22 protein-coding genes are annotated in these 23,708 nt (G+C 58.4%); 8 read left to right on the top strand and 14 right to left on the bottom strand.

Annotated features, from left to right (window positions below):
* Window positions 1–431: 431 nt before the first annotated feature.
* Both GHO32_RS18360 and GHO32_RS18355 read left to right on the top strand, forming a co-directional pair.
* Window positions 432–1,106: a heavy metal response regulator transcription factor gene (locus GHO32_RS18360; protein ID WP_153442951.1), complete on the top strand. Its 675-nt coding sequence runs from the start codon at window positions 432–434 to the stop codon at window positions 1,104–1,106.
* Between the two features lie 118 nt (window positions 1,107–1,224).
* Complete coding sequence (locus GHO32_RS18355; protein ID WP_044270171.1) at window positions 1,225–1,548, top strand: hypothetical protein; 324 nt, start codon at window positions 1,225–1,227, stop codon at window positions 1,546–1,548.
* 86 nt (window positions 1,549–1,634) lie between these two features.
* Here GHO32_RS18355 and GHO32_RS18350 read toward each other — a convergent pair whose 3' ends face one another.
* The 4 genes from GHO32_RS18350 to GHO32_RS18335 all read right to left on the bottom strand — a co-directional run bounded on the left by GHO32_RS18350 (window position 1,635) and on the right by GHO32_RS18335 (window position 5,799).
* On the bottom strand, window positions 1,635–2,177 hold the full coding sequence (locus GHO32_RS18350; RefSeq protein ID WP_044270172.1) for a hypothetical protein: 543 nt from the start codon (window positions 2,175–2,177) through the stop codon (window positions 1,635–1,637).
* A gap of 188 nt (window positions 2,178–2,365) precedes the next feature.
* Entirely contained in the window at window positions 2,366–3,763 is a 1,398-nt protein-coding gene (locus tag GHO32_RS18345; RefSeq protein ID WP_228394199.1) for a hypothetical protein, read from the bottom strand.
* 81 nt (window positions 3,764–3,844) lie between these two features.
* Entirely contained in the window at window positions 3,845–4,111 is a 267-nt protein-coding gene (locus GHO32_RS18340; protein WP_169836147.1) for a hypothetical protein, read from the bottom strand.
* Window positions 4,112–4,911: 800 nt separating this feature from the next.
* The gene (locus tag GHO32_RS18335; protein ID WP_048388193.1) at window positions 4,912–5,799 is read right to left on the bottom strand and encodes a LysR family transcriptional regulator; all 888 of its coding nucleotides are present in this window, start codon (window positions 5,797–5,799) and stop codon (window positions 4,912–4,914) included.
* Window positions 5,800–5,934: 135 nt separating this feature from the next.
* On the opposite strand from GHO32_RS18335, the gene GHO32_RS18330 reads away from it, so the two are divergent.
* Complete coding sequence (locus GHO32_RS18330; protein ID WP_153334535.1) at window positions 5,935–7,596, top strand: GMC family oxidoreductase; 1,662 nt, start codon at window positions 5,935–5,937, stop codon at window positions 7,594–7,596.
* A gap of 90 nt (window positions 7,597–7,686) precedes the next feature.
* Window positions 7,687–9,312 carry an MFS transporter gene (locus tag GHO32_RS18325; protein WP_153334537.1) on the top strand — a complete coding sequence of 542 codons (1,626 nt, stop codon included), beginning with the start codon at window positions 7,687–7,689 and terminating at the stop codon, window positions 9,310–9,312.
* Window positions 9,313–9,561: 249 nt separating this feature from the next.
* Here GHO32_RS18325 and GHO32_RS18320 read toward each other — a convergent pair whose 3' ends face one another.
* The 4 genes from GHO32_RS18320 to glyQ all read right to left on the bottom strand — a co-directional run bounded on the left by GHO32_RS18320 (window position 9,562) and on the right by glyQ (window position 13,958).
* Window positions 9,562–10,332 carry a 1-acyl-sn-glycerol-3-phosphate acyltransferase gene (locus GHO32_RS18320; protein ID WP_153334539.1) on the bottom strand — a complete coding sequence of 257 codons (771 nt, stop codon included), beginning with the start codon at window positions 10,330–10,332 and terminating at the stop codon, window positions 9,562–9,564.
* A gap of 77 nt (window positions 10,333–10,409) precedes the next feature.
* A complete protein-coding gene (gene gmhB / locus GHO32_RS18315) occupies window positions 10,410–10,949 on the bottom strand; it encodes a D-glycero-beta-D-manno-heptose 1,7-bisphosphate 7-phosphatase (RefSeq protein WP_178113908.1) in 540 nt (179 codons plus the stop codon).
* A gap of 4 nt (window positions 10,950–10,953) precedes the next feature.
* Window positions 10,954–13,008 carry a glycine--tRNA ligase subunit beta gene (glyS, locus tag GHO32_RS18310; RefSeq protein ID WP_153334543.1) on the bottom strand — a complete coding sequence of 685 codons (2,055 nt, stop codon included), beginning with the start codon at window positions 13,006–13,008 and terminating at the stop codon, window positions 10,954–10,956.
* The gene (gene glyQ / locus GHO32_RS18305; RefSeq protein WP_003437964.1) at window positions 13,005–13,958 is read right to left on the bottom strand and encodes a glycine--tRNA ligase subunit alpha; all 954 of its coding nucleotides are present in this window, start codon (window positions 13,956–13,958) and stop codon (window positions 13,005–13,007) included. The genes glyS and glyQ overlap by 4 nt, the downstream gene beginning before the upstream one ends.
* Before the next feature lie 81 nt (window positions 13,959–14,039).
* On the opposite strand from glyQ, the gene GHO32_RS18300 reads away from it, so the two are divergent.
* Both GHO32_RS18300 and GHO32_RS18295 read left to right on the top strand, forming a co-directional pair.
* Window positions 14,040–14,597, top strand: coding sequence for a DNA-3-methyladenine glycosylase I (locus GHO32_RS18300; protein ID WP_048373933.1), 558 nt, complete (start codon window positions 14,040–14,042; stop codon window positions 14,595–14,597).
* A gap of 148 nt (window positions 14,598–14,745) precedes the next feature.
* The gene (locus GHO32_RS18295) at window positions 14,746–15,633 is read left to right on the top strand and encodes a lysophospholipid acyltransferase (RefSeq protein ID WP_048373948.1); all 888 of its coding nucleotides are present in this window, start codon (window positions 14,746–14,748) and stop codon (window positions 15,631–15,633) included.
* A 140-nt stretch (window positions 15,634–15,773) separates the two neighbouring features.
* Here the strand turns inward: GHO32_RS18295 and GHO32_RS18290 are convergent, their stop codons facing one another.
* The 5 genes from GHO32_RS18290 to def all read right to left on the bottom strand — a co-directional run bounded on the left by GHO32_RS18290 (window position 15,774) and on the right by def (window position 20,411).
* Window positions 15,774–16,094 (bottom strand): hypothetical protein, encoded by a 321-nt coding sequence (locus tag GHO32_RS18290; protein WP_153334545.1) that lies wholly within the window; start codon window positions 16,092–16,094, stop codon window positions 15,774–15,776.
* 10 nt (window positions 16,095–16,104) lie between these two features.
* Window positions 16,105–17,481 (bottom strand): Trk system potassium transporter TrkA, encoded by a 1,377-nt coding sequence (gene trkA / locus GHO32_RS18285; protein WP_123750620.1) that lies wholly within the window; start codon window positions 17,479–17,481, stop codon window positions 16,105–16,107.
* A gap of 23 nt (window positions 17,482–17,504) precedes the next feature.
* Window positions 17,505–18,815: a 16S rRNA (cytosine(967)-C(5))-methyltransferase RsmB gene (gene rsmB / locus GHO32_RS18280; RefSeq protein ID WP_153338306.1), complete on the bottom strand. Its 1,311-nt coding sequence runs from the start codon at window positions 18,813–18,815 to the stop codon at window positions 17,505–17,507.
* Window positions 18,812–19,762 (bottom strand): methionyl-tRNA formyltransferase, encoded by a 951-nt coding sequence (gene fmt, locus GHO32_RS18275; protein ID WP_153335043.1) that lies wholly within the window; start codon window positions 19,760–19,762, stop codon window positions 18,812–18,814. Before fmt ends, rsmB begins: the two co-directional genes overlap by 4 nt.
* Window positions 19,763–19,904: 142 nt before the next feature.
* Window positions 19,905–20,411: a peptide deformylase gene (gene def / locus GHO32_RS18270; protein ID WP_123750622.1), complete on the bottom strand. Its 507-nt coding sequence runs from the start codon at window positions 20,409–20,411 to the stop codon at window positions 19,905–19,907.
* A gap of 382 nt (window positions 20,412–20,793) precedes the next feature.
* Between def and dprA the strand changes: the two genes are divergently transcribed.
* Both dprA and GHO32_RS18260 read left to right on the top strand, forming a co-directional pair.
* Window positions 20,794–21,891, top strand: a complete 1,098-nt coding sequence (gene dprA, locus GHO32_RS18265; RefSeq protein ID WP_153338305.1) for a DNA-processing protein DprA — start codon at window positions 20,794–20,796, stop codon at window positions 21,889–21,891.
* Between the two features lie 35 nt (window positions 21,892–21,926).
* Window positions 21,927–22,484 carry an L-threonylcarbamoyladenylate synthase gene (locus tag GHO32_RS18260; protein ID WP_048373942.1) on the top strand — a complete coding sequence of 186 codons (558 nt, stop codon included), beginning with the start codon at window positions 21,927–21,929 and terminating at the stop codon, window positions 22,482–22,484.
* A 117-nt stretch (window positions 22,485–22,601) separates the two neighbouring features.
* Here the strand turns inward: GHO32_RS18260 and GHO32_RS18255 are convergent, their stop codons facing one another.
* The gene (locus tag GHO32_RS18255) at window positions 22,602–23,579 is read right to left on the bottom strand and encodes an NADPH:quinone reductase (protein WP_153335041.1); all 978 of its coding nucleotides are present in this window, start codon (window positions 23,577–23,579) and stop codon (window positions 22,602–22,604) included.
* Between the last annotated feature and the right edge of the window lie 129 nt (window positions 23,580–23,708).

Below are 23,708 nucleotides of genomic sequence, written 5' to 3'. Positions count from 1 at the left end.
CCGCCGTATGCGGAACCGCACGTACGGTGGTGTGAGAGGGCTGAGGGAAAAAAAAATCCCTCACCCTACTCGATCCTAAAATTCAAGTAAGCGTTCGATTGTACGCATCGCATGCCGGTGAAGTTCATGGCTACACCAATGACCAGTCTCCTCGATGTGAGCAACCTCGCCGTCATCTGAGCGGAACGAAGCCAGTACAAAGAAGAAAATAACCCAATACTTCATAAGGTCAAGTCACCTGCTGGAGAGAGGGTCCGCAACTGTCAAACCCAAACCGCGACAAGATATACCGCCAGACTATCAACTGTATTACCTAGAAATTACAAATCCGTCATTTGAGCCCCGGCACGCTCATTTTGATTTACCATCCCTTTCAATAATGCCGGCGCGCGTGCGCGGTTAATTGCTCAGTGATATCGAGACAAAATCCCATGCGAATTCTGGTAATTGAGGATGAAGTAAAAACTGCGGAGTATGTGCGTCAAGGTCTGACGGAGTGTGGCTATGTCGTAGATTGCGTCCACACCGGATCAGATGGATTATTCTTGGCCAAGCAGCACGAATACGAGCTGATTATTCTCGATATAAACCTCCCAGAGATGGATGGTTGGCAGGTTCTTGAGTTGTTGCGCCGTAAAAATTGCCCTTCCCGCATCATGATGCTGACGGTGAGAAGCCGGCTGGCGGATAAGGTCCGGGGGCTAGAGAACGGCGCAGATGACTACCTGATCAAGCCATTTGAGTTCCCTGAGCTGTTGGCCCGGGTTCGCGCCTTGATGCGCAGGTCGGATCACCCCGCATCCGTAGAGGTCATTCGCGTCGCTGACCTGGAGCTTGATCAGAGCCGGCACAGGGCGTTCAGGGACGGTCAGCGAATTGATTTGACCACAAAAGAATTCGCGTTATTGCACTACTTGATGCGTAACACCGGGGTGGTACTGAGCCGTACGCAGATTATTTCTCAGGTTTGGGATATGAATTTTGACTGCGACACGAACGTTGTAGAAGTGTCGATTCGAAGACTCAGAGCCAAGATAGATGACCCATTCGAGACCAAGCTGATACATACGCTTCGGGGCGTAGGGTATGTGCTTGAAAAGCGATAATTGCCAAGCTCTCTAGGTACCGAAAATTGGCTGTACACTCCCGTCGCTTGCGAGCTTGAGGTTTCTGTTTACGATCCGCGGCGCTGATTCCTCACCCAACAAATGAGGTAGGCTGTACATGAGGTATAGCATTGATTATCAGCAGGTTTCGCAAGGTCAATCGCATGCCAGGATTGATGCCTGTCCAGCTGACATTATCTTCAACAGCGACCATGGCTTAGCACTTATTCCGTGCGTCGGCGATGTTATCAACCTTCCCTCTACGGCGGTCAAAGAAGGGGTTTGTGGCATCGTCAGATCAAGGATTTTCAATTATCTAGGAGGTCCTGAAGATCTGTACTGCCACGTCAACATTCTCGTTGAAGAAGCTGACATCAATTTCGGAAATCTCATCTCGGAATACATGCGCAATCAGGCACGCGCACGCTCGCCTTCTTCATAAAGTCGAAGGCGGGCCTGGCCATTAATGGTTATTTATGACTGAGGATTCAACAGAGCGGGCGTCTACTGAGCACCAGAGGTGGATAGTCACAGCCTAGTGGCTGAACGAGGTACTGCTGGTGTGCGCAGAGCTGGACTCATTGTTTTTTGAATGGCGCATTGCAGTATAAAGAAGTACATAATCCCTGAGGCAAATACGATAGCAGACAGAGAAACCATTTCTAAATCTAAGACCCCAGAAATCATATACTGCTTAATCGTGATAGATCCCAGGATGATTCCGGTGCAGTACATGACACCCGTGAATTGGTTTCCCATAAAACTCAGTATGCCGCTGAAGGCATTGTTTGCGCTGAGTAGCACTGCCTTTAAAATGGTCCATCCGAGAAGTGGTAAAAATGCCTTAATCATGAAGGCAAATAGCATCGACGATGCAAATAGCTTTATCGGCGTTTCTGCCCACGGCTTGATGGTACCGTCTATTTCAACGCCGGTATACAAGATGACATTCAGAACAATTGCCATGACGGTGCATATGCCGAGGCGTATCATTTCCCGCTTAAGAGGGGCCATCATTATCACTGCGTGAATCTTGCGTCCGATGAATCGATTTAGTCCTTGGGTCGACATTTCTCTTCCTATGCTCTCGGGGATGACGCTGTTTTAACGTTGTAAGAATGTCATGCTTTTACCCGATGAGAGGTGACGCTTCAACAGTTCTGAATTGCGCAGGGGGTCTCATGTCTTTCCCAGGTCGGATATCTTGCTGAAAAATCCTCATCTATCTGCGGGGCAAAGATGCGGCCACCCCGCCGCCGTCAGAGCTCTGGAGGACTGGTTGCTGTCAGCAACTCATCGAGTGACGGAACCTTAGCGTTTGCACTGAGGACGAGTGTCCTGGATCGGAGTATGGATACTTCATAGAAGGATTCGCACTCGACTCGTCCATTCACTTCTCTCCAGTGGGTGACTTCTGGTATCAGTTCGTTAGGCACCGGATGTAATGCCATAGGATTATGGAAGACCTCCACTTCAGCAGACCACGGCTCGTAGCCATACTGCGGCCAGAGCTGACCGTAATCGCTGGACGCTACATCCAACAAAAATGGGATACCTCGTGATGCACCTGGAGAACGGTCGAAAAACTCACCAAACCGCAAGTATCGGTACCCGTCTAGATGAGCTCCACCTGAAATCGGCACTCGGCTGAGCTTTGAGACTGTGCAGGCATTGGTGAAAATGACCGCTGAAAGATGGGCATTTTCCCTTAGCGTAAATAGGCCGTTGGGGCGCCCTGATAGCAGAGATGTCTCTTCCTCCACAGTTATCAGCTGCATTCCACGATGCGCAGATGAGTGAACTGAAAAGCCATAGAGATAGCTGATGAGCGACTCCCTGCTCCACAGCATTGAACTGGGCGCATGGAAATCGGCTAAGGCCAGAATGAGCGGCTTACCCTCCACGTGCGGTAGGGATTCGTAACGCTTGTCCAATTTGTTTTGGATGGTCCTCGCAAACCTTTCTGCAGCCGCTCCAAAGAAGCGCTCATGTCGGTCAGCTGGTGGGGGGACCGGCGAGGCGCCAAAATGCTCATACCGCTCTTCCGGGTTGGCTGTCACTGCTTCAACCCAGGCCTCACCTCCCAGCCTATTCTCGATATGAAAATCGGGTGATTCTTTAGGCTGGGTGACAAAGAGTCCCTGCTCACGAAAAATCGCTAATAGGTGGGCCTCCCAAAGGCGGGTGTGAAAATTCTCAGTCTGGCAATCGGGAACCCAATTTCTGTCTGGGGATGGCAGTGCGAGATACAGTTGATTGAGCGCCCACGCCCCAATACGGCGGCTTGGATCAAATAGTGATTTGAACACCACGCTTGGTGTGCGCTTACCCATTCTGCTTAGAGGAGCACGTCGTCGTTCGCCTGAGGGGAGTGGAAGCGGATGGGCTTGGGTACTGAGAAAATGGCTGATTGAGGCGCGGGCTTCGGACTCGCCAGTGGTGCACTCACTATGACTGAGGAGCACCCACACGCTATCGACACGACGCCGCAAGGTGACAATTCCGAAACTGCCGGAATGGATATTTCGGGTTAGAGCGGCACAAGAAATTCCGTCCTCACTAAGCCATGCCCCTACTGGCGGGCTGTCCCCAAACTCCAACCCTCGTGGAAGCGACAAAGCGATTAGATCGAACATCGGCGCAGCAATTTCTTTCATTCGCTGATCTCGGCAGCCGTCAAAATGCATTCCATCAATGCCTCGGAGCGTGCCCGCCGGCGATGGCATCGGTGGAGGTACCTATTGAAGAAGGGGGCCTTGTTCCACCAGGACATCTCGGTTGGTGAAGATGGTCTCAATGGTTGCAGCCTCGGCAGCCACATGAGTCTTTCGCGTGATCTCTTCAAGGGCCAGTTCGAGCCGGTAGTCTTGGAAATACTCGTACAGCTTTTCAGAGCTCTCGGATATCTCCTCCCCACCATTCTTTGCGAACAAGATGTGGATGATCGCTGCGAGTGGAAGGGAGATGTCGAGATCCTTCTCTTCTGCATCTGACTCCGAGTTCAAACCGTCGAAATACCTCTCCAGATGATTCTGGAGCTCCTCAAGCCAGAACTGAGATAGGTTTCTAGGTAGGGAGCTTTCAGGCCCGGCCAGAAGGACTTCATTGAATCGCCCCGAAAACTGTAGATAGATGCCGTTAGCTACCTTTCTTCAAGGACAGCTTTGGATCGATAGCGGCCTTCGTGGAGGTTGGTGTCTACGGGGCCGGTTTAGTCATTCTGAATCTCCGGTTTCACCTCCGTGAGGCCGGCCATCGTCATGCATCAGATCTTGATTGACACGCGTGCCGCCTTGGATAGCCTTGCAATTGAGGGCTGCAACTGCGCATTTGTCGGGCCTGGGTACCAGCATGAGCCCCCCCGCAATTCTGGCAGCAGAGGAAGCTGGTTCCTCTGAAGTAGTGACGACGGGCATTGCCAGTCGGATTCTGAACCCAAGGTCGCCAGACTGGGAGCTAAAGGATCGCTGCGACTACTCCTCATCCCTTACCGAAAAGTCACGCGTCGGTCGTAAAGGGAGAACACACTGGCCCTTTCCAGGCCAATCAACTTTTGTGATTGGTGAGTAGGGCTTTCTCGGCTTTTCTGTGAAAAGCACCCCTTCATTTCACAAAAAAAATGGCCAAGCTTCCAATTTCACGGGGTCTGGCCTATCACCTATTTTGTGAACCTACAGCGTGATGGCTGGGGATAGAGACTTATCCCCAGGCCAATAAAAAGCCCGCCCTGTTGAGAAACAGGGCGGGCTTTTTGTTAATGGTGTCCGGTGTCTAAAACACCCGACGAAAGTCATTGAATACTCCCCTAATCCTCCAACAAAACCCCCTGCTCTTCCCTACATAACTCCAGCAAAAAATCCCACACCACCCGCAGCCTCACTGACTTGTGCAATTCGCGCCGGGTGCTGATCCAGTAGCTGCGTTGCACTGACTCTTCGGGTAGCACGCGCACTAACTCAGGGTCTTGGCTGGCCATGTAGTTGGGCAGTACGGCGATGCCCAGCCCGGCGCGGGCGGCTTGTTGTTGGGCGATGACGCTGGTGCTGCGGAAGGTCACGGTCGGGTTGCGGCAGAAGTGGTTGATAAACAGCAGTTCTTCACTGAACAGCAGGTCGTCGACGTAGCCAATCCAGAAGTGGTTGGCCAGGTCGTCGCGGTGGTTCAGGGCTGGCGCTTTATCGAGGTAATCGCGGCTGGCGTACAGCGCCAGGCGGTAGTCGGTGAGTTTGCGGGTGATCAACAGGTCGGCGTGGGGCCGGTCGAGGTGCACGCTGATTTCCGCTTCGCGGTTGAGGATGCTGACAAAGCGCGGCACGGCGACCAGTTCAACTTCAAGCCCGGGGTAGCGTTCGAACAGCCCGCGCAAGCGTGAGGTGAGGAACATGATGCCGATGCCTTCGGTCACGCCCAGGCGGATTTTGCCCAATGGGGTGATGGCCTGGGTGATTTCTTCCTGGGCCAGCAGGGCGACGTTTTCCATCGCTTCGGCATGTTTGAGCAGCGCCTGCCCGGCCGGGGTCAGTTGGTAGCCTTGGGCATGCTGCACAAACAGCGCCGTGCCCAGGTGCTGTTCGATGTGCTCAATGTGCCGTGCCACGGTGCTGTGGGTGGTATTGAGGCGCTTGGCAGCCGTGAGCAGGCGCCCGCTGCGCTGTAGCTCCAGAAAGTACCGCATGTCGTTCCAGTCGAACATCGTCGTCCCTCGTGCCCGGTCATTTGCGCTGTGCAAAAACGCACAAGCCATGGGTGAAATCACGCGTTTTCAACTCGAAATTAATCAATAGGATGGAGAACGACAAGAACAAAAAATAATCAGGCGAGGTGCGACATGCCATCAGCCAATCAGATCTACGACTACATTGTGGTGGGCGCCGGGCCTGCGGGGTCGGTGTTGGCGAATCGGCTGTCTGCCGATCCCAAGCACAACGTGTTGCTGCTCGAAGCGGGTGGGCAAGACAACTACCCGTGGATCCATATCCCTGTGGGTTACCTTTATTGCATTGGTAACCCGCGCACTGACTGGTGCTTCAAAACCGAAGCCCAGCCCGGCTTGCAAGGCCGCAGCCTGAGTTACCCGCGCGGTAAGGTGCTGGGCGGCAGCTCTTCGATCAACGGCATGATCTACATGCGTGGTCAGGCCGGTGATTACGACCGCTGGGCAGCCATGGGCAATAAGGGCTGGGCCTGGCAAGACGTACTGCCGCTGTTCAAACGCAGTGAAAAACACTATGCCGGGAACTCCGCGCTGCACGGTGCCGAGGGCGAGTGGCGGGTTGAGCAGCAGCGTTATTCCTGGACGATTCTGGATGCCTTCCGCGACGCGGCTGCGCAAAACGGCATCGCCAGCGTCAATGACTTCAATGGCGGCGACAATCAGGGCTGTGGATACTTTCAAGTGAACCAGCGCGCCGGTGTGCGCTGGAATGCCTCCAAAGCGTTTATCCGCCCCGTGCTCAAGCGTCCCAACCTGACCGTGCTGACCGGCGTGCAGGTCGATAAAGTGCTGCTGGAGAACCACCGCGCCACGCAGGTGAAGGCCCGCTGGCAAGGCGCGGATCACACCTTTAGCGCACGCCGCGAAATCATCTTGAGCGCGGGCTCGATTGGCTCGCCGGGGATTTTGCAGCGCTCGGGCATCGGCCCGCGGCCATTGCTGGAGAGCCTGGGGATAACGGTGCAGCACGAGCTGCCGGGTGTCGGCGGCAACCTGCAAGACCACCTGCAACTGCGCCTGATTTTTAAACTGAGCAACGCCCGCACCCTCAACCAAGTGGCCAACAGCCTGTGGGGCAAAGTCGGCATGGGCCTGCGTTATGCCTACGACCGCAGTGGTCCGCTGGCCATGGCACCGAGTCAGTTGGGCGCCTTCGTTAAGTCCGATCCGGATCAGCCTTCGGCGAATTTGCAGTACCACGTCCAACCGCTGTCGCTGGAGCGCTTTGGAGAGCCGCTGCACACCTTCCCGGCGTTTACCGCGTCGGTGTGCAACCTGCGCCCTAAAAGCCGTGGCCGGGTCGATATCCGCTCGGCCAACCCGGATGACGCGCCGTTGATCGACCCCAATTACCTGAGCCATCCCGACGATCTGAAAGTCGCCGCCGATGCGATCCGCCTCACCCGGCGCATCGTCGCCAGCTCCGCCCTGCACACGTTCAGCCCCGAGGAATACCTGCCCGGTGCCGCCCTGCAAACCGAAGAGGAACTGCACGAAGCGGCCGCCAAAATCGGCACGACGATCTTTCACCCGGTCGGCACCTGCCGCATGGGGCAAGACGCTGAAGCCGTGGTCGATGCCGAGCTGCGGGTGCATGGCATCGCCGGCTTGCGGGTCGCAGACGCGTCCATCATGCCGACCATCGTCTCGGGTAATACCTGTTCGCCTACGCTAATGATTGGCGAAAAGGCCGCGCAATTGATTCTCGCAACCCCCTCTAACGCACTGGAGATAGACGCAGGTATCAGCCGTACTGCAGCAGTACCGGTCGCCTGACAGCGATCGTGGTTTCGGTCGCAGTCATCCGAAACCGACAGTGGACAACAACAATAATCACTGTGGCCCACAGGGCCGAGGACATTGAATATGTCGGACTCAATTGCACAATCGGCAGCAGCCCCCGCCAAGGGGACGACTGGCCGTGAAGAACGAAAGATCATCTTCGCGTCATCCCTCGGGACGGTGTTCGAGTGGTATGACTTTTTCTTGTATGGCGCGCTGGCGACCGTCCTGAGCAAGCAGTTCTTTTCAGGGGTTAACGACACCACCGCGTTTATTTTTGCCTTGATGGCCTTCGCCGCCGGCTTCTTGGTGAGACCGTTCGGGGCCTTGGTTTTTGGTCGCCTGGGCGACATGATCGGGCGAAAATACACCTTCCTCATGACCATCGTTCTGATGGGCCTGTCGACCTTTGCGGTCGGCCTGCTACCCACCTACACCAGCATCGGCATTGCTGCGCCGATCATGCTGGTGCTCCTGCGCATGCTCCAGGGCTTGGCGCTGGGCGGGGAATATGGCGGTGCGGCGACCTATGTGGCCGAACACGCCGCCCCCGGCAAGCGTGGTTTCAACACCAGCTGGATTCAGTCCACTGCCACCTTGGGCCTGCTGCTGTCGCTGTTGGTGGTGTTGAGCTGCCGCTACCTCACCGGCGATCAGTTTGAAGTGTGGGGCTGGCGCTTGCCGTTCCTGCTGTCCATCGTGCTGCTGGGCATCTCGACCTGGATCCGCATGAGCATGCATGAGTCGCCTGCCTTCGCAAAAATGAAGGCTGAAGGTAAAACCAGTAAATCGCCGATCCGTGAATCGTTCGGCAAATGGGAAAACCTGAAAATCGTCCTCATCGCCCTGTTCGGCATCAACGCAGGCCAGGCGGTGACCTTCTATGCGGCGCAGTTCTACGTGCTGTTCTTCCTGACGCAAATGCTCAAGATGGACCCGGCCCAGGCCAACATGCTACTGATTATTAGCGTGGTCATCGGCGCGCCGTTCTTCATCTTCTTTGGTTGGCTGTCGGATAAAGTCGGTCGCAAGCCGATTTTGATGCTCGGTCTGTTGCTGGCCACCCTGCTGTACTTCCCGTTGTTCAAAGCCCTGAGCCATTACGCCAACCCGCAGATCGACACCGCCAGCCGCCAGTCACCAATTGTGGTCACGGCTGACCCGGCCACCTGTACCTTCCAGTTCGACCCTGTGGGTAAAGCGCGTTTTGACAGCCCGTGCGACAAGGTCAAAACTTTCCTGGTCAAACAAGGCCTGCCTTACGTCTCGCAGTCTGCCCCGGCCGGCGCTGACGTACTGGTGACCGTGGGTGAGCAAAAGATCATCGGCTTTAACGAAGCTGCCCTGCGCGAAAGCGTGGCCGCCGCGGGCTACCCGGCCAAGGCCGACCCAAGCACCGTGAACCAGCCGATGGTGGTGTTGATCATGGTGGTGCTGACGCTCATCGCCACCATGACCTACGGCCCTCTGGCGGCGGTGATGGTTGAGCTGTTCCCGACGCGGATCCGCTACACCTCGATGTCCCTGCCCTACCACATCGGCAACGGCTGGTTTGGCGGGTTCCTGCCGACCGTGTCGTTTGCGCTGGTGGTGTACACCGGGGATATCTTCTACGGGCTGTGGTACCCGATCGTCATCACCGGCGTCAGCTTCGTGGTGGGGATGCTGTTCCTCAAAGAAACCCGGCATGTGAATATCGATAAGGTTTAACGAAATAACTGTAGGAGCGAGCTTGCCTCGCGATCTTTTAAAAAGATCAAAAGATCGCGAGGCAAGCTCGCTCCTACAGAAATGAAAGCAAAAAAAACCGACCAAAAGGTCGGTTTTTTTAGGCGTTAGAAAAACTTATGCACGTTTTCTGTTCAAAAGTCATACCGAGAAATAAGCATATAAATCATCGAGTTATGACTGTATTTCAAAAGAAATCCAAAACTTGTGCACACGTTATCCACAATCCGCTCAGTTCACCACTGTTTCGGTTTGCACCGCCACCGGTGGCAAGGAACCCATGGCCCGCTGAGCGTCTTCATTCCATGTTTGTACCCGCTCATTGAGCTCGGCAATCGCCCGTGGGCCGCTGCCGTTAGCGTACATCGGCTCACCAATGACCACTTCAATGGTGCCAGGGCGCTTGGCCCAACCGGTTTTAGGCCAGAATTTACCCGCGTTGTGGGCAATCGGCAGCACCGGCAACTCGGCGTTCACCGCCAGCGCGGTACCGCCCCGGGAAAACTTGCCAACCTGACCGTAAGGCACACGCGTGCCCTCAGGGAAAATCAGCACCCAGATGTTGTCCTTGAGCAGCTCATCACCTTTTTTGGCGATGTCTTTGAGCGCCGCTTTCGGGTTGTCCCGGTCAATCGCAATCGGGCGCAGCATCGCCATCGCCCAGCCAAAAAACGGCACGTACAGCAGTTCGCGCTTGAGCACCTGGCTCAACGGCTGAAAGTAGGCCGAGAGAAAAAACGTCTCCCAGGTACTTTGGTGGTTGGCCAGAATCACGCACGGGCGCTCAGGGATGTGTTCAGCCCCGGTAACCTTGACGTTGATGCCCAAAAACACCCGCGTCAGCCACAACGCGCAGCGGCACCAATACACGTTGATAAAGCGATAACGCGCAGGAAACGACAAAAAGGGCGCGACAAAAAAACTCAGTGAACACCACAGCAGAGAGCTGGTGCCCAGCAGCAGGTAAAAGAAGAAAGTTCTGATGGCCTGCAGTATCGACATAGCGACATTTACCGTTGCGGATAAGGCATGACTGAACAGGCCTGTGCACAGAATGCCGGCGCGTGTTCAAACCTGCCCTATTTGTGGATAAGTTCTGCGGCAACTGCCGCCAGATCGTCAAATATTAGGGTATTAACCGGAAACACTTTGGTCAAAGTTTGTAGGCCTTTTCCGGTTTTTACCAAAACAGGCTGTGAATCGACGGCCTCAGCAGCCTGTAAGTCACCCAAACTGTCACCCACAAACCAGCATTCGGTCAGATCTGCACCGTAATGCTTGGCGATTGTGTGCAACATGCCCGGCTTTGGCTTGCGGCATGCGCAGCCTTCATCGGGCCCGTGAGGGCAATACACCACCAGCCCAAGCTCGCCACCCTGCTCGGCCACCAACGCGCGAAGGCGTGCGTGCATGGCGTCCAGTGTGGCGAGGTCGTAATAGCCGCGGGCAATGCCGGACTGGTTGGTTGCCACGGCAACCGTCCAGCCCGCTTTGCTCAACTGCGCAATCGCCTCAATCGCGCCGGGGAGCGGGATCCACTCCTCGACAGACTTGATGTAAGCGTCGGAGTCATAGTTGATGACACCGTCCCGATCGAGAATCAGCAGTTTCAACACCAGCCCCTCAGCTCAGCAACGAAATATCAGCGACGCCCAGGAACAGGCTGCGCAGACGGGCCAGCAAGGCGTAGCGGTTAGCCCGCACGCTGGCGTCATCGGCGTTGATCATCACCGCTTCAAAGAACGCGTCCACCGGCTCGCGCAGCGAGGCCAGACGGGTCAGCGCTTCGTTGTACTGACGAGCAGCGGCCATCGGTTGTACCGCTTCGTCCGCCTTTTGAATGGCCGAGTACAGCGAGAACTCGCTGGCGTTGTCGAAGAACTTGGCTTCGACATTCGTCGAAATCTTGCCTTCCACTTTGCTCAACAGGTTCGATACACGCTTGTTCACAGCGGCCAGGGCTTCGGCTTCCGGCAACTGGCGGAAGGCCTGAACGGCTTGCACACGCTGATCGAAGTCCAGCGCCGAACGCGGCTGCAACGCACGCACCGACAGGTACGTCGCCACGTCCACGCCTTCGTCTTCGTAACGCGCACGCAGGCGGTCGAAGATGAACTCCAGCACCTGGTCAGCCAGACCGGCCGACTTGACCTTGGCACCGAACGCCGACACGGCGAAGTTCACCGCTTCGGTCAGGTCGAGGTCGAGCTTTTTGTCGATCAGAATCCGCAAGATGCCCAGCGCTGCGCGACGCAGTGCATACGGGTCTTTGCTACCGGTTGGGAGCATGCCGATGCCGAAAATACCCACCAGGGTGTCGAGCTTGTCAGCGATGGCCACCGCTGCACCGGTCAGGGTTTCTGGCAGTTCAGCGCCCGCACCGCGCGGCATGTACTGCTCGTTCAGCGCCAGGGCGACATCTTCTGGCTCGCCATCATTGAGGGCGTAGTAGTAACCGGCGATGCCTTGCATTTCCGGGAACTCGCCGACCATTTCAGTGGCCAGGTCGCACTTGGACAGCAAGCCTGCACGGGCTGCGCGCTGAGCGTCGCCGCCAATGCGCGGGGCGATGAACGCGGCCAGCTTGGACACACGCTCGGCCTTGTCGTAAACGCTGCCCAGTTGCGCCTGGAACACCACGTTTTGCAGGCGCTGGTTGAAGCTCTCCAGCGGCTGTTTTTTGTCTTGCTTGAAGAAGAACTCGGCATCGGTCAGACGTGGGCGAACCACCTTCTCGTTACCCGAGATGATCTGTTTCGGATCTTTGCTCTCGACGTTGGCCACGGTGATGAAACGCGGCAGCAGCTTGCCATCGACGTCCAGCAGGCAGAAATACTTCTGGTTGTCCTGCATGGTGGTGATCAGGGCTTCTTGCGGCACGTCCAGGAAGCGCTCTTCGAACGAGCACACCAGTGGCACCGGCCATTCCACCAGCGCGGTCACTTCATCGAGCAGGCTTGGCGGCACGATCGCGGTGCCTTCCTGCATCGTGGCCAGTTCAGCCACACGCTTGGAGATCAGCTCGCGACGCTCATTGAAGTCTGCCAGCACGTAGGCTTTGCGCAGGTCTTCGAGGTAGTTGGCAGGCGAGGAGATGCGCACGTTTTCCGGGTGGTGGAAACGGTGACCACGGGAATCACGGCCCGCCTTTTGCGCGAGGATGGTGCAGTCGATGACTTCATCGCCCAGCAGCATCACCAACCATTGGGTTGGACGCACGAATTCTTCTTTGCGTGCACCCCAGCGCATGCGCTTGGGGATCGGCAAATCGTTCAGCGAGTCTTCAACGATGGTCGGCAGCAGGCTGGCGGTCGGCTTGCCGATGATCACCTGGCTGAAACGCAGTTTTGGACCGCTCTGATCGATTTCGCTCAGTTCAACGCCGCATTTTTTGGCAAAACCCAGGGCTGCTTGGGTCGGGTTGCCTTCAGCGTCGAACGCGGCTTGGCGAGGCGGGCCGTCGATGTTGATGCTGCGATCAGGCTGTTGCGTGTCGAGTTGGGTCAGCAGCACGGCCAGACGGCGCGGCGCGGCATAGACTTTTTTCGCCTTGAAGTTCAGACCGGCGCTTTGCAGGCCTTTTTCGATACCGGCCAAAAACGCGTCGGCCAAGGTACTGAGGGCTTTTGGCGGCAGTTCTTCAGTGCCCAGTTCAACCAGAAAATCTTGAGCACTCATTGTGCAGCCTCCAACTTAGCCAACACTTCATCACGCAAATCGGGTGGAGCCATCGGGAAGCCCAGCTTGGCGCGGGCTTCGAGATACGCCTGAGCCACCGAACGCGCCAGGGTACGCACCCGCAGAATGTACTGCTGACGTGCGGTCACCGAGATGGCCCGGCGCGCGTCCAGCAGGTTGAAGGTGTGGGATGCCTTGAGCACCATTTCGTAGCTTGGCAGCGGCAGCGGCTGGTCGAGTTCGATCAGGCGCTTGGCTTCGCTTTCATAGAAATCGAACAGTTCAAACAGCTTGTCGACGTTGGCGTGTTCGAAGTTGTAAGTCGACTGCTCGACTTCGTTCTGATGGAACACGTCGCCGTAGGTCACTTTGCCGAACGGGCCGTCGGTCCAGACCAGGTCGTAGACAGAATCCACGCCTTGCAGGTACATCGCCAGACGCTCAAGGCCGTAGGTGATTTCGCCGGTCACCGGGTAGCACTCAATGCCACCTACTTGCTGGAAGTAAGTGAACTGGGTGACTTCCATACCGTTGAGCCAGATCTCCCAGCCCAGACCCCAGGCGCCCAGGGTCGGCGATTCCCAGTTGTCTTCGACAAAACGGATATCGTGAACCAGCGGGTCCAGGCCGATGTGCTTCAGCGAGCCCAGGTACAGCTCCTGGAAGTTAGGCGGGTTTGGCTTCAATACCACCTGGAACTGGTAGTAGTGCTGCAGACGGTTAGGGTTTTCGCCGTAGCGGCCGTCAGTCGGGCGACGACTGGGCTGCACATAAGCGGCGTTCCAGGTTTCTGGGCCCAGAGAGCGCAAAAACGTGGCGGTATGGAAAGTGCCGGCGCCCACTTCCATATCGTAGGGCTGAAGCACCACACAACCTTGCTCGGCCCAGTATTGCTGGAGGGCGAGGATCAAGTCTTGGAAGGTACGCACTGCTGGCGTAGGCTGGCTCACAAATTCACCTGTTTCTTGGGCTGCGATTTAAAGAGCGGGAGTATACCCGATTCGGTCGCGCCTCCACCTCTTGGAGCCTCTATGCCACGTTGTTTCTGGTGCCCTGACGACCCGTTATATGCGGCCTATCACGATCAAGAGTGGGGCGTGCCGTTGCGCGATGCGCATGCGCTCTTCGAGTTGTTATTGCTCGAAGGGTTCCAGGCGGGTTTATCGTGGATCACGGTTTTGCGCAAACGCGAGCATTATCGCAAGGTCATGTTTGGTTTTGATGTGCAGCGCCTGGCGGTCATGACAGACGCCGAGATAGAGGCCTTGCTGCTCGATCCGGGCATCGTGCGCAACCGCTTGAAAGTCACCGGCGCGCGGCGTAACGCCCAGGCCTGGCTGGCGCTCAAAGACCCGGTTGAGTTTTTGTGGTCGTTCGTTGGCGGCCAGCCCAAGATCAACCACTTCACCGAACGGCATGAATTCCCGGCCGTTACGCCTGAGGCCGAAGCCATGAGCAAAGGTTTGAAAAAAGCCGGTTTTACCTTCGTCGGCCCGACCATTTGCTACGCCTTCATGCAGGCCAGCGGCATGGTCATGGACCACGCCACCACCTGCGACCGCTACGCTGAGCTGTCCAACGCCGGTTAGAATGCCTTTTTTATACACCGGCCCTGTGGGAGCGGGCTTGCTCGCGATGGCCTCTACGCGGTGATCCTGATGCACCTCGTTGCCTGAATCGCGAGCAAGCCCACTCCCACAAGGGTTGTCGATGCACTATGAAGACGGGAAAGACCCTGTGGAAAAGTTTAAAGGCGCCTTGCTGGTCGGGGCTTTACGGTTGTTTGCCATGCTCCCTTGGGGCGCGGTGCAACACGTGGGCTCGGCCATCGGCTGGCTGATGTGGAAACTGCCCAATCGCTCGCGCGACGTGGTGCGGATCAACCTGGCCAAGTGCTTCCCCCAAATGGACCCGGTTGCCCGTGAACAATTGGTCGGCCAAAGCCTCAAAGACATCGGCAAAAGCCTGACCGAGAGCGCTTGCGCGTGGATCTGGCCCGCCCAGCGCTCCATTGACCTGGTGCGCGAAGTCGAAGGCCTGGACGTGCTCAAAGACGCCCTCGCTTCCGGCAAAGGCGTGGTCGGCATCACCAGCCACCTGGGGAACTGGGAAGTGCTTAACCACTTCTATTGCAGCCAGTGCAAACCGATCATTTTCTACCGCCCGCCCAAGCTCAAGGCCGTTGACGAACTGCTGCGCAAACAGCGCGTACAGCTGGGCAACCGCGTGGCCGCGTCGACCAAAGAGGGCATCTTGAGTGTCATCAAAGAGGTGCGCAAAGGCGGTCAGGTCGGCATTCCGGCAGACCCGGAGCCGGCAGAATCAGCGGGTATTTTTGTACCGTTCCTCGGCACCACGGCCCTGACCAGCAAGTTTGTGCCCAACATGCTGGCGGGTGGCAAAGCGGTGGGTGTGTTCCTGCACGCGGTGCGTTTACCGGACGGTTCGGGGTTCAAAGTGATATTGGAAGCGGCGCCCGAAGCCATGTACAGCACCGACACCGAAACCGCCTGCGCGGCCATGAGCCAAGTGGTGGAGAAGTACGTGCGGGCTTACCCGAGCCAATACATGTGGAGCATGAAACGCTTCAAAAAACGCCCGCCGGGCGAGGCGCGCTGGTACTGAAGCCACATCCCCCTCACCCAACCCTCTCCCCCAGGAGAGGGAGCCGACCGGGGGATATTCGAAGATTTTCGTCGTTCTGAACGTGCTGCTTTGAATGCCTGAAAACAACTCGGTCGGTGCCTTCTCCCTCTGGGAGAGGGCTAGGGTGAGGGCTGTTGCTTCTCAAGCTTCTTCAAAAACACGGTCATTTCTTTCTCGGCCTGTTTGTCGCCATGGCCTTGGGCCGCGATGATCCCCTGCTCCCACGCTTCACGCGCCGCTGCACGGTCGCCCGCCGCCAATCGGGCCTTGCCCAGCAGCTTCCAGGCCGCTGAGTACTTGGGGTCAAATTCAACACAGCGCTGCAAATGTTCCGCCGCCTTGAGGTTATCCCCAAGGTCGAGATAACCCTTGCCCAGCCCGAAGCGCAGCAGCGAGTTATCCACACCCTTGGCCAACATTTTTTCCAATGACTCCAGCATCCCTGACTCCCTAGAAAAAACTCAAACCCACGTGGAACAGCTTCTCTACGTCGCGAATATGCTTTTTATCCACAAGGAACAAAATCACGTGGTCGCCAGCATTGATTACCGTGGCGTCGTGGGCAATCAGCACTTCGTCGTCGCGAATGATCGCGCCAATGGTGGTGCCCGGCGGCAGGTTGATTTCACCGATGCGCTTGCCAATCACCTTGCTCGACTTCGAATCACCGTGGGCAATCGCTTCGATGGCCTCCGCCGCACCCCGGCGCAGCGAGTGCACGCTGACAATGTCGCCACGGCGCACGTGGGCCAGTAAGGTGCCAATGGTGGCCAACTGCGGGCTGATGGCGATGTCGATTTCGCCGCCCTGGATCAAGTCCACATAAGCCGGGTTGTTGATGATGCTCATGACCTTTTTTGCGCCCAGGCGTTTGGCCAGCAACGAGGACATGATGTTGGCCTCATCGTCGTTGGTCAGGGCCAGAAACAGGTCGGCATCGGCGATGTTCTCTTCGAGCATCAAATCGCGGTCTGACGCGCTGCCTTGCAGCACCACGGTGCTGTCCAGGGTGTCAGACAAATAGCGGCAGCGGGCCGGGCTCATCTCGATGATCTTGACCTGATAACGGCTTTCGATGGCCTCGGCCAGGCGCTCGCCAATCTGCCCGCCCCCGGCGATCACAATGCGTTTATAGCTTTCGTCGAGGCGGCGCATTTCGCTCATCACGGCGCGAATGTTGGCCTTGGCGGCGATGAAAAACACCTCATCGTCGGCCTCAATCACCGTGTCGCCACGGGGCGTAATCGGCCGGTCACGTCGGAAAATCGCCGCAACCCGGGTGTCCACATTCGGCATGTGCTCGCGCAACTGGCGCAATTGCTGGCCAATCAACGGGCCGCCGTAGTACGCCTTGACCGCCACCAACTGCGCCTTGCCGTCGGCAAAGTCGATCACCTGCAAGGCACCGGGGTGTTCAACCAGACGCTTGATGTAGTTGGTCACAACCTGCTCGGGGCTGATCAGAACGTCGACCGGAATCGCGTCGTTATCGAACAGCTCTTCGCCACGGGTCAGGTAGGCCGATTCGCGCACCCGGGCGATTTTGGTCGGGGTGTGAAACAGCGTGTAGGCTACTTGGCACGCGACCATGTTGGTCTCGTCGCTGTTGGTCACCGCCACCAGCATGTCGGCATCGTCGGCGCCCGCCTGGCGCAGCACATTGGGCAGCGAAGCACGGCCCTGCACGGTACGGATATCCAGACGATCACCCAAATCGCGGAGGCGATCGCCATCGGTGTCGACCACGGTGATGTCATTGGCTTCACTGGCCAAATGCTCGGCCAGCGTACCGCCGACCTGCCCTGCGCCGAGGATGATGATTTTCATGCCGTGATTCCCTGTTCCTGTCGTTAGCCGCGTGCGGCAGCGATCTTGATCAGTTTGGCGTAATAGAAACCGTCATGCCCACCCTCTTGCGCCAGCAATTGGCGCCCGTGAGGTTGCTTGATGCCGAACTGCCCGGCGATGTCCAGCTCGCGCGCACCGGGCGTGCGGGCCAAAAAGGCTTCAATCACTTCGGTGTTTTCGGTCGGTAAGGTCGAACAGGTGGCGTACAGCAGGATGCCGCCGACTTCCAGGGTCTGCCACATGGCGTCCAGCAGCTCGCCTTGCAGGCTGGCGAGGGCGGCGATGTCGTCCGGCTGGCGAGTCAGCTTGATGTCCGGATGGCGGCGGATCACGCCCGTCGCAGAGCACGGGGCATCGAGCAGGATGCGCTGGAACGGCTTGCCGTCCCACCAGGTCGCGGTGTCGCGGCCATCGGCGGCAATCAGCTCGGCGCTCAGGCCCAGACGTTCGAGGTTTTCACGCACGCGCGCCAGACGCTTGGCTTCCAGGTCGACCGCCACCACGCCCGCAAGCTGGGGCTCGGCTTCCAAAATGTGGCACGTCTTGCCGCCCGGTGCGCAGCAGGCGTCGAGCACGCGCTGGCCGGGGGCCAGATCGAGCAGGTCGGCGGCCAACTGTGCGGCTTCGTCCTGCACGCTGATCCAGCCTTCGGCAAAGCCCGGCAGATTGCGCACATCGCAGGCTTCGGCCAGCACAATGCCGTCGCGGCTGTACACACACGGCTGGGCCTGCACGTCGCTTTCAGCCAGCAATTGCAGGTACTGATCACGGGTTTTATGGCGGCGATTGACCCGCAGAATCATCGGCGGGTGCGCGTTGTTGGCGGCGCAGATGGCTTCCCACTGCTCAGGCCAGAACGCTTTTAATGATTTTTGCAGCCAGCGCGGGTGCGCGGTGCGCACCACCGGGTCGTGTTCCAGCTCGGCCAGCAAGGCTTCGCTGTCGCGCTGGGCGTTGCGCAACACGGCGTTGAGCAGGCCTTTGGCCCAGGGCTTTTTCAGCTTGTCGGCGCAGCCAACGGTTTCGCCAATGGCCGCGTGGGCCGGCACCCGCGTGTACAGCAGTTGGTACAAGCCCACCAGCAACAGCGCTTCAACGTCGGCATCGGCGGCCTTAAAGGGTTTTTGCAGTAGCTTGTTGGCCAATGCCGACAAGCGCGGATACCAGCGTGCGGTGCCAAACGCCAGGTCCTGGGTCAGGCCGCGGTCGCGGGCTTCAACCTTGTCCAGTTGCAACGGCAACGAACTGTTGAGCGATGCCTTGCCGTTGAGTACGGCGGTCAGTGCCTTGGCGGCGGCCAGACGCGGGTTCATTGTGCGGCGCCCAGAACAGTACCCACGGCAAACTTCTCACGGCGGCTGTTGAACAAATCGCTGAAGCTCAGCGCTTTACCGCCGGGCAATTGCAGACGGGTCAGGCACAGCGCGCCTTCACCGCAGCCCACGATCAGGCCGTCTTTGCTGGCTGCGAGGATCTGACCCGGTTCGCCCTGGGCGTCTGCCAGGGTGGCGGCCAGCACTTTCAGGGCTTCACCGTTGAGCGTGCTGTGGCAAATCGGCCACGGGTTAAACGCACGAATCAGCCGCTCCAGCTCCACTGCCGGGCGGTTCCAGTCGATGCGTGCTTCGTCTTTATTGAGCTTGTGGGCGTAAGTCGCCAGGCTGTCGTCCTGCACTTCGCCTTGCAAGGTGCCGTCAGCCAGGCCGGCAATGGCTTCGATCACGGCCGGTGGGCCCAGCTCGGCCAAACGGTCGTGCAGGGTGCCGCCGGTGTCTTCGCTGGTGATGGGGGTGATGGATTTGAGCAGCATCGGGCCGGTGTCCAGACCCGCCTCCATGCGCATCACCGTCACACCGCTTTGTGCATCGCCAGCCTCGACCGCGCGCTGAATCGGCGCGGCGCCGCGCCAGCGTGGCAGCAACGAGGCGTGGCTGTTAATACAGCCCAAACGCGGAATATCCAGCACCACTTGCGGCAGGATCAGGCCGTACGCCACCACCACCATCAAGTCGGGTTTGAGCGCGGCGAGTTCGGCTTGAGCCTCGGCTGCGCGCAAGGTCGGCGGCTGCATGACCGCAATGTTGTGTTCCAGCGCCAGTTGCTTGACCGGGCTTGGCATCAGCTTTTGCCCACGCCCGGCCGGACGATCCGGTTGGGTGTACACCGCAACGATCTCGTACGGGCTGTCGAGCAGCGCCTTGAGGTGTTCAGCGGCAAATTCGGGGGTGCCAGCAAAGACGATGCGCAGTGGCTCAGTCATGGATTACTCACTTGGAATGGGGGAAGGCGGGAATAACCCTGTAGGAGCGAGCTTGCCTCGCGATCTTTTGATCGTTGAAAAGATCGCGAGGCAAGCTCGCTCCTACAGTGAGTCCGAGACAAGCGTAGGGTTATACCGAGGATCAAGCGTTCTGGCGGTGCAGTTTTTCCAGCTTTTTCTTGATCCGGTCACGCTTGAGCGTAGACAAGTAATCCACGAACAGCTTGCCGTTCAGGTGGTCGCATTCGTGCTGGATGCACACGGCCAGCAGGCCTTCGGCGGTCATTTCAAAAGGCTTGCCGTCACGGTCCAGCGCTTTGATTTTGACCAACTGCGGGCGGTCTACGTTTTCGTAGTAACCCGGCACCGACAGGCAGCCTTCCTGGTACTGGCCCATCTCGTCGGTCAGGGTTTCGAACTCAGGGTTGATAAACACCATCGGCGCGCTGCGGTCTTCGCTCAGGTCCATGACCACGATGCGCTTGTGCACGTTGACCTGCGTGGCCGCCAGACCAATGCCAGGCGCTTCGTACATGGTTTCAAACATGTCATCGATCAACTGACGGACTTCGTCGTCCACAACCGTCACCGGCTTGGCGATGGTACGCAGACGCGAGTCTGGGAATTCGAGGATGTTTAAAATAGCCATAAGTTTGATTGGGGCACTGTGTGAAAGATTCAAAAACGGTTGTCAGGGGGTCTTGAAGACTCGGCAACCTGTGCAAAACGTCTCCTTCAGAGAGAGCCCGCTCGGGCTCTGGCGTTTCACGCGAGCGCACATAATAAAGGGATTCAACCCCGGATGAAACGACTAGCTGCCCGGCTGCAGGTGGCGCGCGCGTCGCAGTTTGAAACCAATGGGCGCGGTCTGTGCGCAGCGTTCTACTAAGGTTGGGTTTGCCGGCGTTTTTTCAAGGCCGTACTGAGCGTTTACGCCGGCGCTTACTGACACGTGCCCAACAACTTGTTAACAGAGTTATCCACAGGTTGTCCCTGGCGTAACGCTGATGAAACAGATCAAGGATGATCCCATGTCGCAGTCTGATATTTCCCCAGCAGAGCTGGAAGCCCGCTTGCGTTTACACCGCTTGCCCGAGGTCGGCCCACAGCGCTACCACGCCTTGTTTCGGGCCTTTGGCTCGGCCAGTTCGGCGCTCAGCGCCCCGGCCAGTGCCTGGCGGGCCTTGGGCTTGCCACCCGCCAGCAGCGAGGCCCGGCGCAACCCCGAAGTACGTGACGGTGCCAGCGCTGCAATGCGCTGGCTTGAGGGCTGCAAGCAGCATGTGTTGCTCCACGATCAGCCCGATTACCCGGCTTTATTGGCTGAAATCAAAGACCCGCCGCCCGTGTTATTCGTGGCGGGCGACCCCGGCATCCTGGAAAAACCGCAACTGGCGATGGTCGGCAGTCGGCGTGCCTCACGGCCGGGGCTGGACACCGCCGCGGCGTTTTCGAAGTGTCTGGCGGGTGCCGGTTTTGTCATTACCAGCGGGCTGGCGCTGGGCATCGACGGGGTTGCGCACCAGGCCGCACTGGACATTGGCGGGCAGACGATCGGGGTGCTCGGCACCGGCCTGCAAAAACTTTATCCACAGCGCCATCGCGCACTGGCAGACGCGATGATTGCCAACGGCAGCGCCGTGGTGTCGGAGTTCCCGCTGGACGCCGGGCCGCTGTCGGGCAACTTCCCACGGCGCAACCGAATCATCAGCGGTTTGTCGTTGGGCGTGCTGGTGGTCGAAGCCAGCGTGGCCAGCGGTTCGTTGATCACCGCCCGTCTGGCGGCGGAACAAGGGCGCGAGGTTTACGCCTTGCCGGGTTCGATCCACCACCCCGGCGCGCGCGGTTGCCATCAACTGATTCGTGACGGCGCCACCCTGGTGGAAACCGTCGAGCACATTCTCGAAGGCCTGCGCGGCTGGCGCTCAATGCCGTTATCCACAGCAGACCTGTTCACACACAGCTGTCATCCATTAGTGCAATTGTTGCAGGCAGCGCCCCACACCAGCGAAGCCCTGGCCTGCGCCAGCGGTTGGGACCTGCCCCGGCTGCTGGCGGCGTTGACCGAACTTGAACTCGACGGGCATGTGGTGCTTGAGGGCGGGCGTTGGTTTGCTCGCGCCAGCTAAGTACACTGCGCCCAGTACCTATTTGGAGACACTCAATGATCAGCACCTGGCGCGTCCAACAAGCCGCACGCGCGATTCATGCGGGCGCCGTGATCGCCTATCCCACCGAAGCTGTCTGGGGCCTGGGTTGCGACCCGTGGGATGAAGAAGCGGTCGAGCGTTTGCTGGCGATCAAATCGCGACCTGTGGATAAAGGCCTGATTCTGGTTGCCGACAACATTCACCAGTTCGACTTCCTGTTCGAAGACTTCCCCCAGGAGTGGATCGACCGCATGGCCAGCACTTGGCCTGGGCCGAACACCTGGCTGGTGCCGCATCAAGGCCTGCTGCCCGAGTGGATCACCGGCCAGCACGACACCGTGGCATTGCGCGTGAGTGATCACCCGCTGGTGCGTGAGTTGTGTGCGTTGGTGGGGCCTATCGTTTCCACGTCTGCCAACCCGGCGGGCTTGCCGGCGGCGCGTACGCGGTTAAAAGTTGAGCAGTACTTTCGTGGCCAGATCGATCACGTCCTGGGCGGCAATTTGGGCGGGCGTAAAAACCCCAGCCTGATCCGCGACCTGGCGACCGGCAAGGTCGTGCGCCCCGCTTAACCCCACAAACTGTAGTCGCTGCCGCAGGCTGCGATGGGCTGCGTAGCGGCCCTGCTTGTAAAAGCGAAGGTCCTTCGGCCCTTATCGCAGCCTGCAGCAGCGACCACAGGTTTGGTGTTACGGCAACAAAATCGTCGAGCCGGTAGTGCGGCGCGAGGCCAGCTCGATGTGGGCCTTGGCCGTGTCTTTCAACGCATAGCGCTGGCTGATCTCAACTTTGATCTTGCCGGTGCGGATCATCTCAAACAGCTCGTCGGCCATTTTTTGCAGGTTCTCGGGCGTGTTGGCGTAGCCCGCCAAGGTTGGCCGGGTCACGTACAGCGAACCCTTCTGCGACAAAATCCCCAGGTTCACGCCAGTTACCGCCCCAGACGCGTTACCGAAGCTGACCATCAGCCCGCGCAGCGCCAGGCTGTCCAGCGAGGTGAGCCAGGTGTCTTTACCGACGCCGTCGTACACCACCGGGACTTTCTTGCCACCGGTCAGTTCCAGCACGCGCTGGGCCACGTCTTCGTGGCTGTAGTCGATGGTTTCCCAGGCGCCCAAAGCTTTGGCGTGCGCGGCTTTTTCAGCCGAGCTGACCGTACCGATCAACTTCGCGCCCAGCGCCTTGGCCCATTGGCACGCAATCGAGCCAACGCCACCGGCAGCGGCGTGGAACAAAATGGTATCGCCCGCTTTAACCTCGTAGGTCTGACGCAGCAAGTACTGCACGGTCAGGCCCTTGAGCATCACGGCGGCCGCTTGCTCAAAGCTGATGTCGTCCGGCAGCTTCACCACATTCGCCGCCGGCAACACGTGGAACTCGCTGTTCGCGCCCAGCGGGCCAGTGCCGTAAGCCACGCGGTCGCCTACGTTGACGGTGTGCACGTCACTGCCCACTGCATCCACGATGCCCGCGCCTTCATTGCCCAGGCCCGATGGCAGCTCGGGCAGCGGGTACAGGCCGCTGCGGAAATAGGTGTCGATGAAATTCAGGCCGATGGCCTGGTTACGCACGCGAACCTGTTGCGGGCCCGGCTCGGCAGGTTGGTAATCGACATACTCAAGCACTTCGGGCCCGCCGAGGGTCCGAAACTGGATACGTTTAGCCATTTGCACTGTCCTTGCTGAATTGACGAGGCCCCTATCCAACGCTTTAGCGTGATCTTCGTCAACTGCGACGATGCCGGGTGCGGTGTTATGCTAGCCGCCCTTCGCTGGCGGCCCCGCTCTGTCGCTTTG

The organism is Pseudomonas sp. FSL R10-2189, from assembly GCF_009600325.1.
Classification (GTDB): Bacteria; Pseudomonadota; Gammaproteobacteria; order Pseudomonadales; family Pseudomonadaceae; genus Aquipseudomonas; species Aquipseudomonas helleri.
Note: the sequence above shows the minus strand (reverse complement) of the source record. Positions and strands in the feature narration are given on the sequence as shown.

Coding starts and splice junctions, on each gene's coding strand:
- GHO32_RS18345 (WP_228394199.1), bottom strand. CDS start 3,763: ATGAAAGAAATTGCTGCGCCGATGTTCGATCTAATCGCTTTGTCGCTT.
- GHO32_RS18300 (WP_048373933.1), top strand. CDS start 14,040: ATGCCACGTTGTTTCTGGTGCCCTGACGACCCGTTATATGCGGCCTAT.
- GHO32_RS18360 (WP_153442951.1), top strand. CDS start 432: ATGCGAATTCTGGTAATTGAGGATGAAGTAAAAACTGCGGAGTATGTG.
- glyS (WP_153334543.1), bottom strand. CDS start 13,008: ATGAGTGCTCAAGATTTTCTGGTTGAACTGGGCACTGAAGAACTGCCG.
- rsmB (WP_153338306.1), bottom strand. CDS start 18,815: ATGAACCCGCGTCTGGCCGCCGCCAAGGCACTGACCGCCGTACTCAAC.
- GHO32_RS18330 (WP_153334535.1), top strand. CDS start 5,935: ATGCCATCAGCCAATCAGATCTACGACTACATTGTGGTGGGCGCCGGG.
- GHO32_RS18335 (WP_048388193.1), bottom strand. CDS start 5,799: ATGTTCGACTGGAACGACATGCGGTACTTTCTGGAGCTACAGCGCAGC.
- GHO32_RS18290 (WP_153334545.1), bottom strand. CDS start 16,094: ATGCTGGAGTCATTGGAAAAAATGTTGGCCAAGGGTGTGGATAACTCG.
- trkA (WP_123750620.1), bottom strand. CDS start 17,481: ATGAAAATCATCATCCTCGGCGCAGGGCAGGTCGGCGGTACGCTGGCC.
- GHO32_RS18320 (WP_153334539.1), bottom strand. CDS start 10,332: ATGTCGATACTGCAGGCCATCAGAACTTTCTTCTTTTACCTGCTGCTG.
- dprA (WP_153338305.1), top strand. CDS start 20,794: ATGTCGCAGTCTGATATTTCCCCAGCAGAGCTGGAAGCCCGCTTGCGT.
- def (WP_123750622.1), bottom strand. CDS start 20,411: ATGGCTATTTTAAACATCCTCGAATTCCCAGACTCGCGTCTGCGTACC.
- fmt (WP_153335043.1), bottom strand. CDS start 19,762: ATGACTGAGCCACTGCGCATCGTCTTTGCTGGCACCCCCGAATTTGCC.
- GHO32_RS18255 (WP_153335041.1), bottom strand. CDS start 23,579: ATGGCTAAACGTATCCAGTTTCGGACCCTCGGCGGGCCCGAAGTGCTT.
- GHO32_RS18260 (WP_048373942.1), top strand. CDS start 21,927: ATGATCAGCACCTGGCGCGTCCAACAAGCCGCACGCGCGATTCATGCG.
- GHO32_RS18325 (WP_153334537.1), top strand. CDS start 7,687: ATGTCGGACTCAATTGCACAATCGGCAGCAGCCCCCGCCAAGGGGACG.
- GHO32_RS18355 (WP_044270171.1), top strand. CDS start 1,225: ATGAGGTATAGCATTGATTATCAGCAGGTTTCGCAAGGTCAATCGCAT.
- GHO32_RS18350 (WP_044270172.1), bottom strand. CDS start 2,177: ATGTCGACCCAAGGACTAAATCGATTCATCGGACGCAAGATTCACGCA.